The organism is Streptomyces sp. NPDC002787, assembly GCF_053592095.1.
Window position 1 is genome coordinate 60,639 of record NZ_JBSFVC010000012.1, and the last position, 14,920, is coordinate 75,558.

At 72.2% G+C, this 14,920-nt stretch carries 14 protein-coding genes; 5 read left to right on the forward strand and 9 right to left on the reverse strand.

Annotated elements, in window-relative coordinates:
- Nucleotides 1-122 precede the first annotated feature (122 nt).
- The 6 genes from ACWD26_RS18035 to ACWD26_RS18060 all read right to left on the reverse strand — a co-directional run bounded on the left by ACWD26_RS18035 (nt 123) and on the right by ACWD26_RS18060 (nt 7,935).
- Nucleotides 123-1,031: a hypothetical protein gene (locus ACWD26_RS18035; RefSeq protein ID WP_451271093.1), complete on the reverse strand. Its 909-nt coding sequence runs from the start codon at nt 1,029-1,031 to the stop codon at nt 123-125.
- Nucleotides 1,032-1,216: 185 nt separating this feature from the next.
- Complete coding sequence (locus tag ACWD26_RS18040; RefSeq protein WP_451271095.1) at nt 1,217-1,996, reverse strand: calcium-binding protein; 780 nt, start codon at nt 1,994-1,996, stop codon at nt 1,217-1,219.
- A 226-nt stretch (nt 1,997-2,222) separates the two neighbouring features.
- A complete protein-coding gene (locus tag ACWD26_RS18045; protein WP_451271097.1) occupies nt 2,223-2,768 on the reverse strand; it encodes an MOSC domain-containing protein in 546 nt (181 codons plus the stop codon).
- Between the two features lie 59 nt (nt 2,769-2,827).
- Nucleotides 2,828-6,094 carry a sacsin N-terminal ATP-binding-like domain-containing protein gene (locus ACWD26_RS18050; RefSeq protein WP_451271099.1) on the reverse strand — a complete coding sequence of 1,089 codons (3,267 nt, stop codon included), beginning with the start codon at nt 6,092-6,094 and terminating at the stop codon, nt 2,828-2,830.
- Nucleotides 6,095-6,287: 193 nt separating this feature from the next.
- Nucleotides 6,288-6,887, reverse strand: a complete 600-nt coding sequence (locus ACWD26_RS18055; RefSeq protein WP_451271101.1) for a hypothetical protein — start codon at nt 6,885-6,887, stop codon at nt 6,288-6,290.
- Between the two features lie 121 nt (nt 6,888-7,008).
- Entirely contained in the window at nt 7,009-7,935 is a 927-nt protein-coding gene (locus tag ACWD26_RS18060) for a DUF3027 domain-containing protein (protein ID WP_451271103.1), read from the reverse strand.
- 516 nt (nt 7,936-8,451) lie between these two features.
- Between ACWD26_RS18060 and ACWD26_RS18065 the strand changes: the two genes are divergently transcribed.
- From ACWD26_RS18065 to ACWD26_RS18080, 4 genes are all read left to right on the forward strand, one after another.
- Nucleotides 8,452-9,798, forward strand: coding sequence for an MFS transporter (locus ACWD26_RS18065; RefSeq protein ID WP_451271105.1), 1,347 nt, complete (start codon nt 8,452-8,454; stop codon nt 9,796-9,798).
- A gap of 142 nt (nt 9,799-9,940) precedes the next feature.
- Complete coding sequence (locus ACWD26_RS18070; protein WP_451271107.1) at nt 9,941-10,411, forward strand: hypothetical protein; 471 nt, start codon at nt 9,941-9,943, stop codon at nt 10,409-10,411.
- A gap of 16 nt (nt 10,412-10,427) precedes the next feature.
- The gene (locus ACWD26_RS18075) at nt 10,428-11,144 is read left to right on the forward strand and encodes a futalosine hydrolase (RefSeq protein ID WP_451271109.1); all 717 of its coding nucleotides are present in this window, start codon (nt 10,428-10,430) and stop codon (nt 11,142-11,144) included.
- On the forward strand, nt 11,134-12,012 hold the full coding sequence (locus tag ACWD26_RS18080) for a 1,4-dihydroxy-6-naphthoate synthase (protein ID WP_451271111.1): 879 nt from the start codon (nt 11,134-11,136) through the stop codon (nt 12,010-12,012). Before ACWD26_RS18075 ends, ACWD26_RS18080 begins: the two co-directional genes overlap by 11 nt.
- 21 nt (nt 12,013-12,033) lie before the next feature.
- Here ACWD26_RS18080 and ACWD26_RS18085 read toward each other — a convergent pair whose 3' ends face one another.
- Nucleotides 12,034-12,417, reverse strand: coding sequence for a cold-shock protein (locus tag ACWD26_RS18085; protein WP_451271113.1), 384 nt, complete (start codon nt 12,415-12,417; stop codon nt 12,034-12,036).
- 203 nt (nt 12,418-12,620) lie between these two features.
- On the opposite strand from ACWD26_RS18085, the gene ACWD26_RS18090 reads away from it, so the two are divergent.
- Complete coding sequence (locus tag ACWD26_RS18090) at nt 12,621-12,872, forward strand: hypothetical protein (protein ID WP_451271115.1); 252 nt, start codon at nt 12,621-12,623, stop codon at nt 12,870-12,872.
- 3 nt (nt 12,873-12,875) lie between these two features.
- Here ACWD26_RS18090 and ACWD26_RS18095 read toward each other — a convergent pair whose 3' ends face one another.
- Nucleotides 12,876-13,502 carry an HAD family hydrolase gene (locus ACWD26_RS18095; protein WP_451271117.1) on the reverse strand — a complete coding sequence of 209 codons (627 nt, stop codon included), beginning with the start codon at nt 13,500-13,502 and terminating at the stop codon, nt 12,876-12,878.
- A gap of 275 nt (nt 13,503-13,777) precedes the next feature.
- A complete protein-coding gene (locus tag ACWD26_RS18100) occupies nt 13,778-14,815 on the reverse strand; it encodes a hypothetical protein (protein ID WP_451271119.1) in 1,038 nt (345 codons plus the stop codon).
- Nucleotides 14,816-14,920 lie beyond the last annotated feature (105 nt).

A 14,920-nucleotide genomic window follows, 5' to 3' on the forward strand; every position in this document is an offset into this window, starting at 1 on the left:
GGATCACGTATACGAAACCCTTGGCGCAGCTCTTACGGAGATCGGATTCCCGTCTTACGGAAAGGGCGCCGGCCCCGGGAGAACCCGAAGCCGGCGCCAACTCCTCCTACGGCTGCCGCGATCTACTTCACGTCGATCGCGTCGGCCGCCGAGGTCACGGCCGCCGTGCCCGAGCTGCCCGCGAAGACATAGCGGAACGTGCCGTCGACGGTGGCCTTGACGGTGGTCTTCAGGGCGCCCGTGGAGGACGTCTTGACCGTCTTGACGTCCTTGTAGGTGGACGTGCCCTTCTTCTTGAACTGCAGCTTCACGGGCTGGCCGCCGTAACCCGGGAACTTGTTGGTGTCCCAGTTGGCACGGGTCAGCTTGCTGGTGACCGTGATGGTCTTGCCCTTCTTGACGGGCTCGGGGGCGGCGTTGGCGCCGGTGAGCCTCGTCTCGCGCTGGAGCTTCACGGTGCCGAGGTTGCCCTGCCAGGCCTCGTCCAGCTGGCCGGTGGCCTCGTCGCCGCGGATGGCGAGGCCACCGACCTTCCAGGTCTTGGCGTATGCGTTAGTGAGGTCACCCGCGCCCGGCCTGATGTCGATGACCGCCTTGCAGGTGGCCGTGGTCGAGGAGGCGGCCTTGCAGGTCGCGGCGTTGTCGCCGAAGAGCACCGGCTCCTCGAAGTCGTCCAGCACCGAGCCGGGCATCGACTTGAGGTAGAGGAACGGCCCGTTGGCGAAGTCCTCGGAGGTGATGTCGAGGCCCGCGGCGTGCGTGAGCTTGTAGGTGACCGACACCTTGCGGTGCTTGGTGGCGCCGACGACGATCGGCTTGCCGCCGTTCACCTTCATGGCGGAGAAGGAGACGTCGAGGTCCCCGACGGCCGCGTCGGCGGCGGTGGCGGCGCCGAAGGCGGACTGCCCGGCACCGGCGGAGACCGTCCCCCACGCCGGAACCGCCGAGTCGTCGGCCTGCGCGGCCGGCACGGCGAGGGCGGAGAGAGCGAGGGCGCCGGAGACGGCGGCCACGGTGGCTCGAATACGCATGTGTTCCCCCGGTGGAGAAGTGGGGCCCGACGGTCGTCGTCACATCGGGCCCGGGGTGACCGCGGGTCCGTTGACCCGCGTGATCCGGCAGGTTGGGGGGAGGCACCGGTGCGCCCGGCGCCTCCCCCCTGCCTCCCTCAGGACGCCATGGCGTCCGAGAGGGGGTGAACCCTTGGGCTCGCTGCTTACTTCACGTCGATGGAGTCGCCCGTGGCCGTCGCGCCCGCCGTGGTCGACGTGCCCGCGAAGACGTAGCGGTAGGTACCGTCCACGGTCGCCTTGACGGTGGTCTTCAGGTCACCCGTGGCAGCCGACTTGACGGTCTTGACCGTCTTGTAGGCGGAGGCGCCCTTCGCCTTGAACTGCAGCTGCACCGACTGGGCGCCGAACGAGGCGTTCCTGCCGGCGTCCCAGCTGGCGCGGGTCAGCCTGCTGGTGACGGTGACGGTCGCACCCTTCGCGACCGGCTCCGGCGCGGCGTTCGTCCCCACGAGCTGGCCGGCGCGCAGGACCTTGAAGGACTTGATGTTCTCCCGCTCGACGAAGTCGGCGTCCTTGCCCTGGGCGATCGCCCAGGTCTTCCAGGTGCCGGCGTGCGCGTTGAAGGCGTTGTTCCCGGCCTCGATGGTGTAGGTCGCCGAGCAGGTCGCCTTCGTGGAGCTGACCTTGGTGCACTTGATCCAGGTCCCGCTGGACGGCGCGGCGGTGTCCATGCTGTTGGTGCTCGAACCGCGGTACAGGAACGCGGCGGCCCGCCAGACACCGGAGTTGTCCGTGACGGTGAACTTGAGCTTGACCGACTTCTTGGCCGTCGCGCCGACGACGACGGACTTGCCGCCGTTGACGACGACGTTCGAGATCTTGGTGTTGCCGCTCGTGATGTTGTCCGCCTGCGCGGCCGGCGCGATGAAGGCGGTCAGAGCCAGGGCGCCGGTGACGGCACCCACGATGGCACGCTTGTGCAAAATGTGTTCCCCACGTGGAAGGGATCTCGCGGACAGGTCGGTCGCGCGGGATCCGGTTCAGGTCTGATGAGCCCCGGTCGCCTTCCGGGAGTCGAGTGACTCCGGAGAAAGCCGTCGGCTCGGGTGATCAGATCCACGAGTGTTGCGAATGGTTGTACGAGTTTTGCGGTTCTCGTGAAGATGTTGCCCGGATCACAGTGGCCTCCCCCACCTCCGGCAAAAGCCGCTATACGCGCTCCAGCGGACGATGCGGGCCGACGGGAAGTTCGACGTCGATCGCGTCGCCGGGGCGGACCGTGCCCCCTTGCCTGATCACACCCATGATCCCGGACTTGAAGGTGAAGTCCCCCGTCACCGCGTCGAGTTCGACGACCTCCTGCAGCAGCCCCCTCTGGAACGTGTTGATCTGTGAGCACGGGTTACGGAGCCCCGTGACCTCCACGATCGCCTCGTCGCCGAGGTGCAGCAGCGCGCCGGTGGGCAGGCCGAGCAGGTCGATCCCGCGCGTGGAGACGTTCTCGCCGAGTTGACCGGCCGCGACGGTGAAGCCCTTCGCGGCCAGTTCGTCGAAGAGTTCCTCGTGGATGAGGTGCACCTGACGCAGATTGGGCGCGTCCGGCTCGTACGTCATACGGAACCGGTGCTTGATGGTCTCGCCCGCGTGGACGTCGCCCTCGACGCCGAGGCCGGTGAGCAGCGTGATGCTCGTGCGGTTCGGCTTGCTGAAGGAGTACGTCGCGTTCGCGCTCACCGCCGTGACCCGTGCGGCCATCGTGGTACCCGCCTCTCCTGCCCGTACGTTCTCGGATTCGGCCCGCTGTTCGGACATGTTCAGTCGAACCAGCGGTCCCGCGCCAACTCCTCCGTCCTGGAGGGGCCTTCCAGCAGCGCGGCCACCTCGAAGCGACGGGGCCACTGGCCCGCCGCCCAGGCCAGGCCGGCCGCGACGCCCTCCAGGGTGGCGGCGTGCAGGACGCCGTCCCGGGTCCTGCGCCAGTCCAGCTCGACGCCGTCCACGATCAGTTCCTCGTGTTCGAAGTAGCTCGCGGGGGTCCGGGAGCCCAGCAGGACCCGTACCGGCTCCGGTACGTCGTGCTCCGTGCCCTCCGAGTCCACCTCCCCGGTCACCGACTCGCTGAGCCGCCGCACCTGGAACAGCTCGGCCAACTCGGCGGTCCGCGACGGCCGTACGGGGAGGAGCGGCACGCCGGAGGTGAAGGGCAGCAGGTCGGGCGAGTCGACGACCACGGCGTCGGCGGCGTCCACGACGGTCACCTCGCCGTCCACCACCGCACGCAACTCGTCCGGAAGCGTCACCTGTTCGGGGTCGAGCTCGGCCAACGCGCTGTACAGACCGTGCAGTTGGGCGGCTCCCACGGGCAGGTCCGGGTCGGCCAGGCGGTCCAGCAGCTCGGCGGCGCCACCCGGCTCGTCCAGGAGCGCGGCCACCGACGTACGGACACCCAGCGCCCGCAGGACCTGCTCGTCGTCGAAGCCGGTGGCGTCGGCCTCGTCGTACAGGCCGTGCAGGAGCGGGTCGCCGCCGGCCGCGAGGAGGCCCGCCGGGCGGCGGCCGTCGAGGACGGGGTGGCCGCGCAGCCACCAGGCGGTGTAGGGCCGTACGACCTCGTGGGTGCCGTCCGGCAGCAGGATCCGTACCGGCTGGACGAGCGCGTCGCGCAGCGGCGGGCGGGCGAGCAGGGCGAGCGCCTCCGGCCAGCGGTCCTCGTCGACGAGGTCCAGGTCGCGCACGGCGACGATCTCGGTCGCGACGGGCGGTACGGGGCTGTCCGGGAACCGGTCGAGGATGTCCTCGCACCACACGTCCACCGCGTCCAGCAGCCCGGCGTCGTCGGGCTCGGCGAAGTCCCCGTCTCGCGGCTCCAGTTCGTCGGGGTCGAGGACGACGTCGGTGGCGCGTACGAGGGCGAAGTTGGCCAGCACTCCACAGGCGGCCAGGGGCTGTTCGCCCCAGCGGTCGGCCAACTCGGCGTCCACGAAGGCGAGTTCGCCCTCGCGCATGACGCGGGCGAAGGGGCTGTCGGGGAGGACGAGTTCACCGGCGGGGGCCAGTTCGCCGTCCTCGTCGGTCAGGGCGAGGGCGCCGAGCCAGGGTTCGTCGCCGGGGTCGAGTGCGGCGTCGCGGACCAGGGTGAGGACGAGGTCGGCCAGTTCGTCGGCGTCCGGCCGTCCGTCCTCCTCGTCCCACACGCCGCCGTCGTCGTCCAGGGACGCGGCCACGGCGGCCCGTACCTGCGGGGTGGTGAGCACGGCGCGCGGGGTCGCGGGCAGGGCGCCCAGCTTCTCCAGGAGCGGATGCGCGGCGTCCGGATGGGCGACCTTCAGACCGAGGCGGGCGAGGGTCTCGGGCGCGGTCTGCGGCCCGTCGGGGGTCGGCAGGAGCACCTGCCGGGGCCCGATGGTCGTGCGGCCGTCCGCGAGCGGGACGGGAAGGCCGGACAGGCGGTCCGGATCCACCCCGGCGAGGCTGTCGTAGAGCCGCCGCCACCAGTCGGGCGCCTTCTCCAGCCCCGCGAGCCGGTCGATCGCGTCGCCCAGCGGCAGGCGCGCGACACCCAACGTACGCAACTCCGCGCGCCGTTCGAGCCCGGCGGGCAGCAGGCTGGGCAGGACGTCGGCGAGGACCCGTACGGTCTCGGCACCGGCGCCCTCGACGACCTCGGCGTCCCGGGGGCGGAGGGCCAAGGGGGCGTCGGCCCACTCGTCGGCCTCGGCGCCCTCCACCGACGGGGCGCCGGAGTCCTCGTGACCCCGGAAGGGGTTGGGGACGTCGGGCCAGGTGTCGGCCTCCGGGGCCTCCACCGCCGCCGCGGTGTCCTGGAGGCGGCCGTCCCGCGCGGGCGCCACCGCACGCGGCAGGAACGCGGTACGCGGCAGCCGCTCCAGGATCGCCTGGCGCAGGGCGCCGTCCAGCTCGCCCTTGCCCAGCGGGCCGGGCACGAGGTCGATGATCCCCTCGCTCACCGGCTCCCAGGCGGCGAGGAGTTCGGCGTACGCGTCCGCCGCGCGCTGGACGAGGAAGTCGGTGAGCGGCCCGGACGCGGCGTGCCGCCGGGTGGTGTCCAGGGGGAAGGAGGCGATGAGCAGCGCGGGCACGCCGAGGGCCTCGTCGCTGGGTGTGGGCGCGTGCACGACGGGGCTGGTGCGAGGCCGGACCGGCGCGCCGTCGGGCCCGGTCGGTACGGCCCAGGTCACCGACCAGTGCGGCCGCAGCCGCTCCTCGACGGGCCGGTCGGCGAGCAGCCCGGCCTCGATCGCCCCGTGCGCGGCGACGGTACGCCAGCGCGTGACCCCGTCCCGCGAGTCCTCCACGACGACGTGCGCCCCCTCCACGCTCCGTCGCAACGTCCGTACGTCACCGGTGCCGACCTCGATGACGACCTCGTCGAGGCCGGGCAGGGCGAGGAGCAGCGCGTCGTCGACCGCGTGCAGCAGCCGCTCGGCGAGATCGGCGGCGGCCGCGTCGCGCAGCGGCAGGATGACGACGGTGTCGTACGGGTCCGGGGCGGACCCCTCGGCCGCGAACGGCAGCCGCAGCAGCGGCACATGCCCGTCACGCCGGCGGATCTCGTCCCCCAGGCCGGGGCTGTGCCGGGCGGTGTCGGCGGCGAGCAGCCGGGCCTCGCCGAGCGACCAGCGGATACCGCCGTGCCGCCCGACGACGGCGGGCTCGTCGGTCACGGCGAGCACGGCGGCGAAGCCGACGCCGAACCGTCCCACCGCGCCGGCAGCGCTATCGGTGGGCTCCCGCTTCGCGGAGGCGCGGAGCGTGGACAGCGACTCCACGCCGGCCGCGTCGAGCGGGGCGCCGGTGTTGGCGGCGACGAGGACGCCGTCCCGGAGGGTGAGCCGCAGCCGCCCGGGGACCTTCGCTCTGGCCGCCGCGTCGGCGGCGTTCTGCGCCAGCTCCACGACGAGACGGTCCCGGTAACCGCCGAGGACGAGATCCTCCTCGGCGTTGGCGTCCTCGCGGAACCGGGCCGGACTGGTCGCCCAGGCGTCCAGCACTCCCCGCCGCAGCCGAGCCGTCCCGAACGGGTCCGCACCCTCGGCCGCCGGCCGCACGAACTTGCTCACGGTTCACCTTCCCTGTCGCCTGGTGCACGAAGGTACCGGGTGGCTGCGCCGCTTACGCCGGGCGCCCAGGGGGTGGGGGGCTCGGGTCGTCCGGGCGAGTGCGGGTCGGTGGGGGCTGGTCGCGCAGTTCCCCGCGTCCCTGGAGGGCCTGCGGCCCTCCGACGAAACGGGGGCGCGGGGAAATTTCACATCGCTAGCAGTACTTCTGCTGGACCAGGCGCCCGAGACTCTTGCTGTTCACGCTCTCACCGCAGCGGACGGCGCCGTCGACCTGGGCGCTGAAGGTCTGGGCCTTCCCCCACGTCTTCTCGATCCACTTGGTGCCCTTGTCGCAGTAGAAGCCCTGCCAGGTGCCGGAGGCCTTCACCGTGCCCCGGTAGAAGAAGTACTGGCCCTTCTTCGTCAGCGTGTCGGTGACGGTGACGCTCCTGGTCGTGGTCTTCGACTTCGAGTGCGTGTAAGAGCCCTCGACGTTCGCGTCAAGGCTCACGAGGACCTTCTTCACGCCGAATCCGGCGCTGGCACCGCCGCCGATGCTGTAACCGGAGGTGACGGTTTTGTCGTGGCCCAGGGTCCGGGAGACGGTCCGGCTGCCGCCGGAGTAGCCCTTCTCGTACCCCTTCACCTTGTGCGTCAGCACCCGCGCCCGGTCGGTGGTCACCCACCTCACCGACCGCGAGCCCGGCTCACAGATCAGCGGAGCCGCACTGGCCGTGCCCGCCGCGGGCAGGGCCACCAGCAGCGAGGTGGCGACACCGGTCGTGGCGAGAGCGGCCGTCAGTCTGGTCTTCACTTGGAACTCCCCGTTGTGTGTGGGCCCCGAGGCGACGCTCAGGGCGTGTACACATCACAGCAGGTTTCCCAGGCGGCACACATTGTCCAGAAGGGCAGGTTGACTTCTCCCGGCAGGCGGCCTACGAGTGCCCCAGGTCGGCCTCGGACTCGGCCTCCTCCACCGGCACCGACCCGGAGTCCGGCGACGGCCGCAGCGGGAAGGGGTCCACGCGGGTCTCGTCCAGGCGCGGCGGGGCCGGCCGCGGCGGCTTCGGCATCACGGCCGCCTCCGAGTGCCCGCCGCATCCGTACGTCAGTGAGACCACGCGCCCGTCCGCCGGCGCGAACTCGTTCGCGCACACCCCGAAGGCCTGCCCGAGCGACCCCCCGATCGGTACGAGGAACCCACAGCTCACACAGGACGCGGGCGCCGCCTGGGCCATCGCGGTCTTCGCCCCGAACCCTTCCTCCCACCGGTCCGCGGCCGTGTGCAGCCCGTACCGCGACAGGACGCGGGCGCGCCGCATGCCCAGTTCCTCGGCGACGGCGGCGATGGATCCACGGGTCGGCGCGAGCGGCAGATGCGCCGGCACCCCGGCGGTGACCTCGGCGTCCTCCGCCTCCACCAGCTCGGCCATGTCGTGCGAGACCGGGGAGTTCGGCAGCGGCTCGTCCTCGCCGGAGAACCCGGGCTCCAAACGCAGGTCCTCGGCGTCGGTGGGCAGCAGATCGCCGGGCCCCATGTCGCCGGGCCGGAGCCGCTCGCTCCACGGCACCCACTCCGGCGCGAGCAGCGCGTCCGGGCCGGGCAGCAGGACGACCTCGTCCAGCGTCACGAACTTCGCCCGTGAGGCCCGGGCGACGGTGACGGCCCAGCGCCAGCCGCGGTACCCCATCTCCTTGCACTCGAAGAAGTGCGTCACAACACGGTCGCCCTCGGAGACGAGGCCGGCGTGCTCACCCACCACCCCTGGTGCGGCCGCTTCCTCGGCGGCGGCGCGGGCGAGGTCGACGGCCTCGGCGCACAGGCGGTCGGGGGTGCGGCTTCGCGTGGTCGCTGCGCTCACAGGTATCGCTTCTCTCCTACGCCGTCTCACGAGTGCGCCTCCCTCGGCGGGGGTGCGGACGGAGCGGACCGGAGGGCCGCGTCGACGTCCGCGCCCGATCGCACTCGGGCGCACCTATGTCATCCATTCTGCGGGATGAACGAGAGGCGCGCGGCCGAGAACAACCGCCGCAGGCGCGCTATGCACGCTACCTTCTCCGAGGCTCGGCGCCCACACCGACGTAAGGGTTCCGCGATTCCGCTGCGCTCGGCTTTGGCCGCGGAGGGGGTGGGGGCGTGGGGTTGTGGGGCGGGTGCGGGTGAGTGGGGGCTAATCGCGCAGTTCCCCGCGCCCCTGAAAAGCAGGGGCTGCGCCCCGTGCTTTTCAGACCCGCAGACGGCAAACGCGCTCCGGACACCTCCGCACCCACCCGTGCCCGGGGCCATCCGAGCGGTAAACGCACTACGTCCCCCTTTCTCGGGGCACTATGACGAGGTGACCGCCGGCGAGCGAAGCGGAGCGGGCGGATCGGGTCGGGTGACCGGCGCCGTCCGCTCGGTCGGCCGCGCCCTGCACCTCCCCCTCACCGGCCCGGCCCGAGGCATCCGCAAGGCCACCCACGCCCACGGCGCCGGTGAATCCGGCCTCGGCAAACTCATCGAACTGCACGGAGTGAACGGCGCCGGCGACGTGATGATCACCGTCTCCCTCGCCTCCACCGTCTTCTTCTCCGTCCCCACCGACGAGGCCCGCGGCCGGGTCGCCCTCTACCTCGCCATCACCCTCGCCCCGTTCGCCCTCCTCGCCCCCGTCATCGGCCCCCTCCTGGACCGCCTCCCGCACGGCCGCCGCGCCGCGATGGCCGGCGCCATGCTGGCCCGCGCCCTGCTCGCCCTGATCCTCGTCGGCGCGGTGGAGACCGGCGGCCTGGAGCTGTACCCCGCCGCGCTCGGCGTCCTGGTCGCGTCGAAGGCGTACGGCGTGGTCCGCAGCGCGGTCGTGCCACGGCTCCTGCCGCCCGGGTTCTCCCTGGTGAAGGCCAACTCCCGGGTCACCCTGTGCGGTCTGCTCGCCACCGGCGTCGCCGCGCCCATCGGCGCCGGACTGCAGGCGCTCGGCCCGCGCTGGCCGCTCTACGGCGCCTTCGTGATCTTCGTCGCGGGTACGTTCCTCTCCTTCACGCTCCCCGCGAAGGTCGACTCGGCGAAGGGCGAGGACCGGGCCCTGCTCGCCGCCGACCCCGAGCATCTGCACGGCCCGCACCGCAGCAACACCCTCAAGCGCCCGGGGCTGCGGACGGTCGGCCCGGCGGTCACGCACGCGCTCGGCGCGAACGCCGCCCTGCGCTGTCTCTCCGGCTTCCTGATCTTCTTCCTGGCGTTCCTGCTGCGCGTCCACCCGCTGCACGGGCAGAGCGCCGCCTTCTCGCTGGGCATGGTGGCCGTGGCGGCCGGCACGGGGAACGCGCTCGGCACGGCCGTCGGGGCATGGGTGAGGCAGCGCTCGCCGGAACTGATCATCGTGACCGTCGTCGCCGGCGAACTCGCCGTGGCGGTCACGGCGGCGTTGTTCTTCGGCACGTTCTTCATCGCCTGCCTCGCCGCGGTCGCCGGCTTCTCGCAGGCCCTGTCCAAGCTGTCCCTGGACGCCCTGATCCAGCGGGACGTCCCCGAACTCGTCCGGACCTCCGCCTTCGCCCGCTCCGAGACCCTGCTCCAGATGTCCTGGGTGGTCGGCGGCGCCGTCGGCATCGCCCTCCCCCTCAACGGCACCCTCGGTCTGACCGTGGCCGCCGTGATCGTCGCCGCCGGCTGGCTCACCACGGTCCGCGGCCTCCTCTCCTCCGCCCGCCACGGCGGCGCACCCCGCGCCCGCGTGGCCTGACCCGGCGCGGACGACCCACCTCGCCCCGTGCCCCGTGCCGCGGCCCGTGTGACCCGGTGAAACGGAGCCCGCCCCGCCGCCGGACCCGGCACGCCGTACCCCACGTAGGGGCACCCCTGGACGGGCCAGATAGCCTTCGCCCATGACCCTCCAGCGTTCCCGTCGCGCCGCAGCCACTCTCGGCGCTGTTTCCGCCGGACTTCTCGTCCTGTCGGCCTGCGATGAGCCGACGCCGATGGCCACCGTCACGATCGGCACCGACTCGATCAGCTCCGAGGCCGCGTGCTACCGGACCCTCGACGCCGCCGCGGCCAAGGAGTGCGCGGAGAAGAAGCCCTCCAAGTCGATCGAGCTGGCGCAGGGCGAGGTCCTGCGCATCGGTGTCGACACGGAGGTAGCGAAGACGGGCTGGGCCCTGTGGATCAACGGGGAGCAGGCCACCAGCAACACGTACAAGGAGACGTACTGGTCCTTCGAGGACGCCGCGCTCTTCGCCACCCAGCCCGGTCAGACCGCCCAGAAGTCGCTGACGATCAGCGTCGTCGAGCAGAACCCCGAGGGCACGGCGATCAAGGGCGTGTGGAACTTCAAGCTCACGAACCCGGACGCCTGATCCCCGCCCGCCGCCCATGCGCATCCTCGTAGCCACCGCGGTCCCCGCCGAACGGGACGCGGTGGCGCGGGCGTTTCCGGGCCCCGCCACCGAGGTGGGGCTCCCGGCGGCAACGCTCCACCGCCGTGGGACGCCCCCGCACGACGTCGACCTCCTCGCCGCCGGTGTGGGCCCCGCCCTCGCCGCCGCCTCCACCGCCGGCGCGCTGACCGCGGCGGCGCTGGCGGGCAGGCCGTACGGGCTGGTCGTGTCCGCCGGTATCGCGGGCGGCTTCCTGCCCGAGGCACCCCTCGGTTCTCTCGTCCTCGCCGACGAGATCACGGCGGCCGATCTCGGCGCCGAGACGCCGGACGGCTTCCTCCCGGTCACGGACCTGGGCTTCGGCACCGTCACCCACCACCCGCCCCGGGCCCTCGTACGCGCCGCCGCGACCGCCACCGCCGCCCGCACCGGCACCGTGCTCACCGTCTCCACGGTCACCGGCAGCGCCGCGCGCGCCACTGACCTGCGCACCCGTCACCCCCGGGCCCTGGCCGAGGCGATGGAGGGCTTCGGAGTCGCCGAGGCCGCCGCCGCGCACACCACCCCCGTCCTCGAACTGCGCGCCGTCTCCAACCCCGTCGGCCCCCGCGACCGCGCGGCCTGGCGCATCGGCGACGCGCTCACCGCACTCACCGAGGCCTTCGGGAAGCTGACGCCCGTACTGGAGAGTTGGGACCCCCATGAGCCCTGAGACGACGCCCCCGAGCCCCGCGGCCACCGCCACCCTGCGGATGGCGTACTCGCCCTGCCCCAACGACACCTTCGTCTTCGACGCCTGGGCCCACGGCCGCATCCCCGGCGCGCCCGCGCTCGACGTGACGTTCGCGGACATCGACATCACCAACGGCATGGCCGAGCGCGGCGACCTCGACGTACTGAAGGTGTCGTACGCCGTCCTGCCGTACGTCCTCGACACGTACGCCCTGCTGCCCTGCGGCGGCGCGCTGGGCCGGGGCTGCGGCCCGCTGGTGCTGACGCGGGAGCCGGGCACGGACCTGACCGGCCGTACGGTGGCCGTGCCGAGCGAGCGGTCGACCGCGTATCTGCTGTTCCGCCTCTGGGCGGCGGACACGCTGCCCGGCGGGGTCGGCGAGATCGTCGTCATGCCGTTCCACGAGATCATGCCGGCGGTGCGGGACGGGAAGGTCGACGCCGGTCTCGTCATCCACGAGGCCCGCTTCACCTACCAGAACTACAAGCTCCACAAGCTCGCCGACATGGGCGAGCACTGGGAGGACACGACGGGCCTGCCGATCCCGCTGGGCGCGATCATCGCCAAGCGCTCGCTGGGCGAGGAGACGCTGAGGAAGGTCGCCGAGACGATCCGTACGTCCGTCCGCGCGGCCTGGGACGACCCCGAGGTCTCCCGCCCGTACGTCCTCGCACACGCCCAGGAGATGGACCCGGCCGTCGCCGACCAGCACATCGGCCTGTACGTCAACGAGTTCACGGCGGACCTGGGCGAGGACGGCTACGCGGCGGTCAGGGGACTGCTCACCCGCGCGGCGGCCGAGGGGCTGGTACCGCCCCTCGGCCCGGACGCGCTCGAATTCCCTTGAGGATTCCGGGAGTCGGCGGGGCTACACGTCCAACTGGTCGGCGACAGCGCGCAGTAGCCCCGCAATCTTCTTGCCCGCGGTCCGCTCGGGATAGCGGCCCCGCTCCAGCATCGGCGTGATGTTCTCCAGGAGTGTCGTCAGATCCTGCACGATCGAGGCGAGCTCGTCGGGCTTCTTGCGCTGGGCGGCGGCCACCGAGGGGGCCGGCTCCAGGATCGTCACGGAAAGCGCCTGGTCGCCGCGCTGACCCGCGACGACTCCGAACTCGACCTTCTGGCCCGGCTTCAAGGTGTCGACACCGGCGGGCAGTACGGAGGAGTGGACGAAGACGTCACCGCCGTCGTCGCGGGAGAGAAAGCCGAAGCCCTTCTCAGTGTTGAACCATTTGACCTTGCCGGTAGGCACGTCTGTCCTCGTCCTCGTACTCGTCGGAAACTGCGTCTGAAAGGTGTGGTGAACGTGTTCTGAAGGTGTTCTGGGTGTGCGCAAACTGCTCTGGACAGCGCTACAGCGGGTCGTCGGACCCGCCGGTCCCAGCCTATTGGTCCGGCGGCAGGTGACAAGACGTCGGCCGACTGTTCCCTCGCGCTGGGAACTACCCTGGTCGGGTGCGTGACAAAACCCAACCGAATTCCGCCGAACCCGGTGACCGACTGATCCGTGCCGGTGGCGTCGTCTTCATCGTCGGCGCCGTGGCCACACTCGTCACCGTGGCCCCGCTGTTCCTCGGAACGACTCCGTTCCCCACCTACATGTTCGTCCTGAGCATGCTCATGGGCGTGGGATTCCTTCTCGCGGGCGCCGGAGTCCTCCAGTCCGTCGCGGCGGGGCGCAGAAGGGCGCGCGAGGCGCGTTTCTAGGCGTTACCGGGAGCGCGTCCGCTGGTGCCCGGTGAGCCACTCCGGGAAGCCGGTCAGATCGGTGAGGACGACATCGGCGCCGGCCTCGCGCAGCTCCCGCTCGTCGCAGGGCCCGGTGGCGACGGCGACCGCGTACGCCCGCGCCGTGCGGGCGCCGCGTACGTCGCCGGTGTGGTCGCCGACGTACACGCTCGCGCCGTGCTCGCGCAGCGCCGCCGCCTTGGCCTCCGCCCACAGGTCGCCGACGACCACGTCCGGCTCGATGCCGAGGTGCTCCAGGTGCAGCTTGGCGTTCGGCTCGTACTTGGCGGTGACCACGATCGCCCGTCCACCGGCGGCCCGGACCGCCGCTATCGCCTCCGGCGCGCCCGGCATCGCGGGGGTCGCGGCGATCGCGATCGCCGGGTACATCCCCCGGTAGAGGTCCGCCATCGCCGGGACGTCCGCCGCGGGGAACCAGTACGCCAGCTCGTCCACCAGCGGCGGCCCGAGCCGTGTGATCGCCAGGTCGGCGTCTATGTACGTCCCCGTCCTCGCCGCCAGCGCCTCGTAACAGGCGTGGATCCCCGGCCGCGAGTCGATCAACGTCATGTCGAGATCAAACCCGACGGTCAACACGCGAGAGTCCATGCGCCCATTGTGGTCGGCGGGCGGCCGCGACTCGGGTGCGGGTGGGTCGTGGTGACGAAAAGCACGGGCCCAGCCCCTGCTTTTCAGGGGCGCGGGGAACTGCGCAAGAACCCCCACCGAACCCGCGGACGGGGGTCGAAGGGGCACCGCCCCCGCTTTTCAGGGGCCCGGGGAACTGCGCAAGAACCCCCACCGAACCCGCGGACGGGGGTCGAAGGGGCACCGCCCCTGGGGATGGGACGGGTAAGGGCGGCGGGGGCGAGAAAAACCCCTGGTCACAGAGCCCGCTGGGAACGCCAGAGCAGATACAGCGCGGAAGACACGGCAGCCACACGAAGCACCCACGGCCAGGTCTCCACGAGCGCGTCGTTCATATGCCCCCGCGCGATCGGATCCCCCCACCGCCCCTCACTCCGCCCCCACAACCAGACCACCCACCCACCAGCCACAACCCCCGGGATCCCCATGACCGCCCACTTGGACTCGGCAGCCGACAACCGCCGCGACAGATAGGCGATCAACCACCCGAGCCCCAACGGCACCAGGCTCCCCATGACGGCCCCCGCCACCAACAACGCGGCGGCCAGCAACAACAGCGGATTACTCCACCCCCCACCCGCGGGCCGCAACCGCGGCAGAGGCACCCACCGCCGCCGCCCCCCGTCCTCCTCCGCCACGACCGCCGCGGCAACCTCCGCCTTCTCGACGGCCTTCCCCTCGCCCTCCCCCTCCTCCTTCACCGGCGGCGGCTTCAACAACTCCGGAATCTCCACACCCCCGACAAACCCCGGCACGGCATCCCCGAGCCCGAACCCGAGATCACCACCCCCCGGCCCGGCACCCCCGCCGACCCGCCACCAGTCGGGCTGCGCATCCCCGCCACCCACCTCGTGCAGCGGAGCGAGATGCGGAGGAGCGGCCCCGTCCCGCATCACGGGCGGCGGCACGTCGGCCGCGGGCCGCGGCCGGGGAACGACCCGCCGCAGGCCCTTGGCCAACCCCTTGGGCGGCGCCTCGTCCTCGCCCTCACCACTCGTCGCCCGCTGCACGGGCACGGCGGCGGCCCGCGGCTCCGGTACGTCCCCGGGGGCACCCACCGCCTCGACGACCTCGTCCGGGGTGCCGAGGCGGGCGATGATGCGCCGCACGGCGGCCGGACTGTCCACCGGCGCCTTCGCCCGCCGCCGGTCGATCTCGTCCCGCAGCCCCGACACGAGCCGCATCCGCGTCGCCGACGGCAACTGCCGCTGCTGGGCCAGGTCACCGACCCGGCTCAGGTACTCATAGACGACCTGGTCGCTCTCAATCCCCACGAAGCCCCTCCGGGGTTGGCGCGCATACTCCTCCGACCGTATCGCTTCCCCGCACCCGGAGCTCATGACCAAGGCTGGGCGGGAGCCAGGCCAACCAGCTAGGCC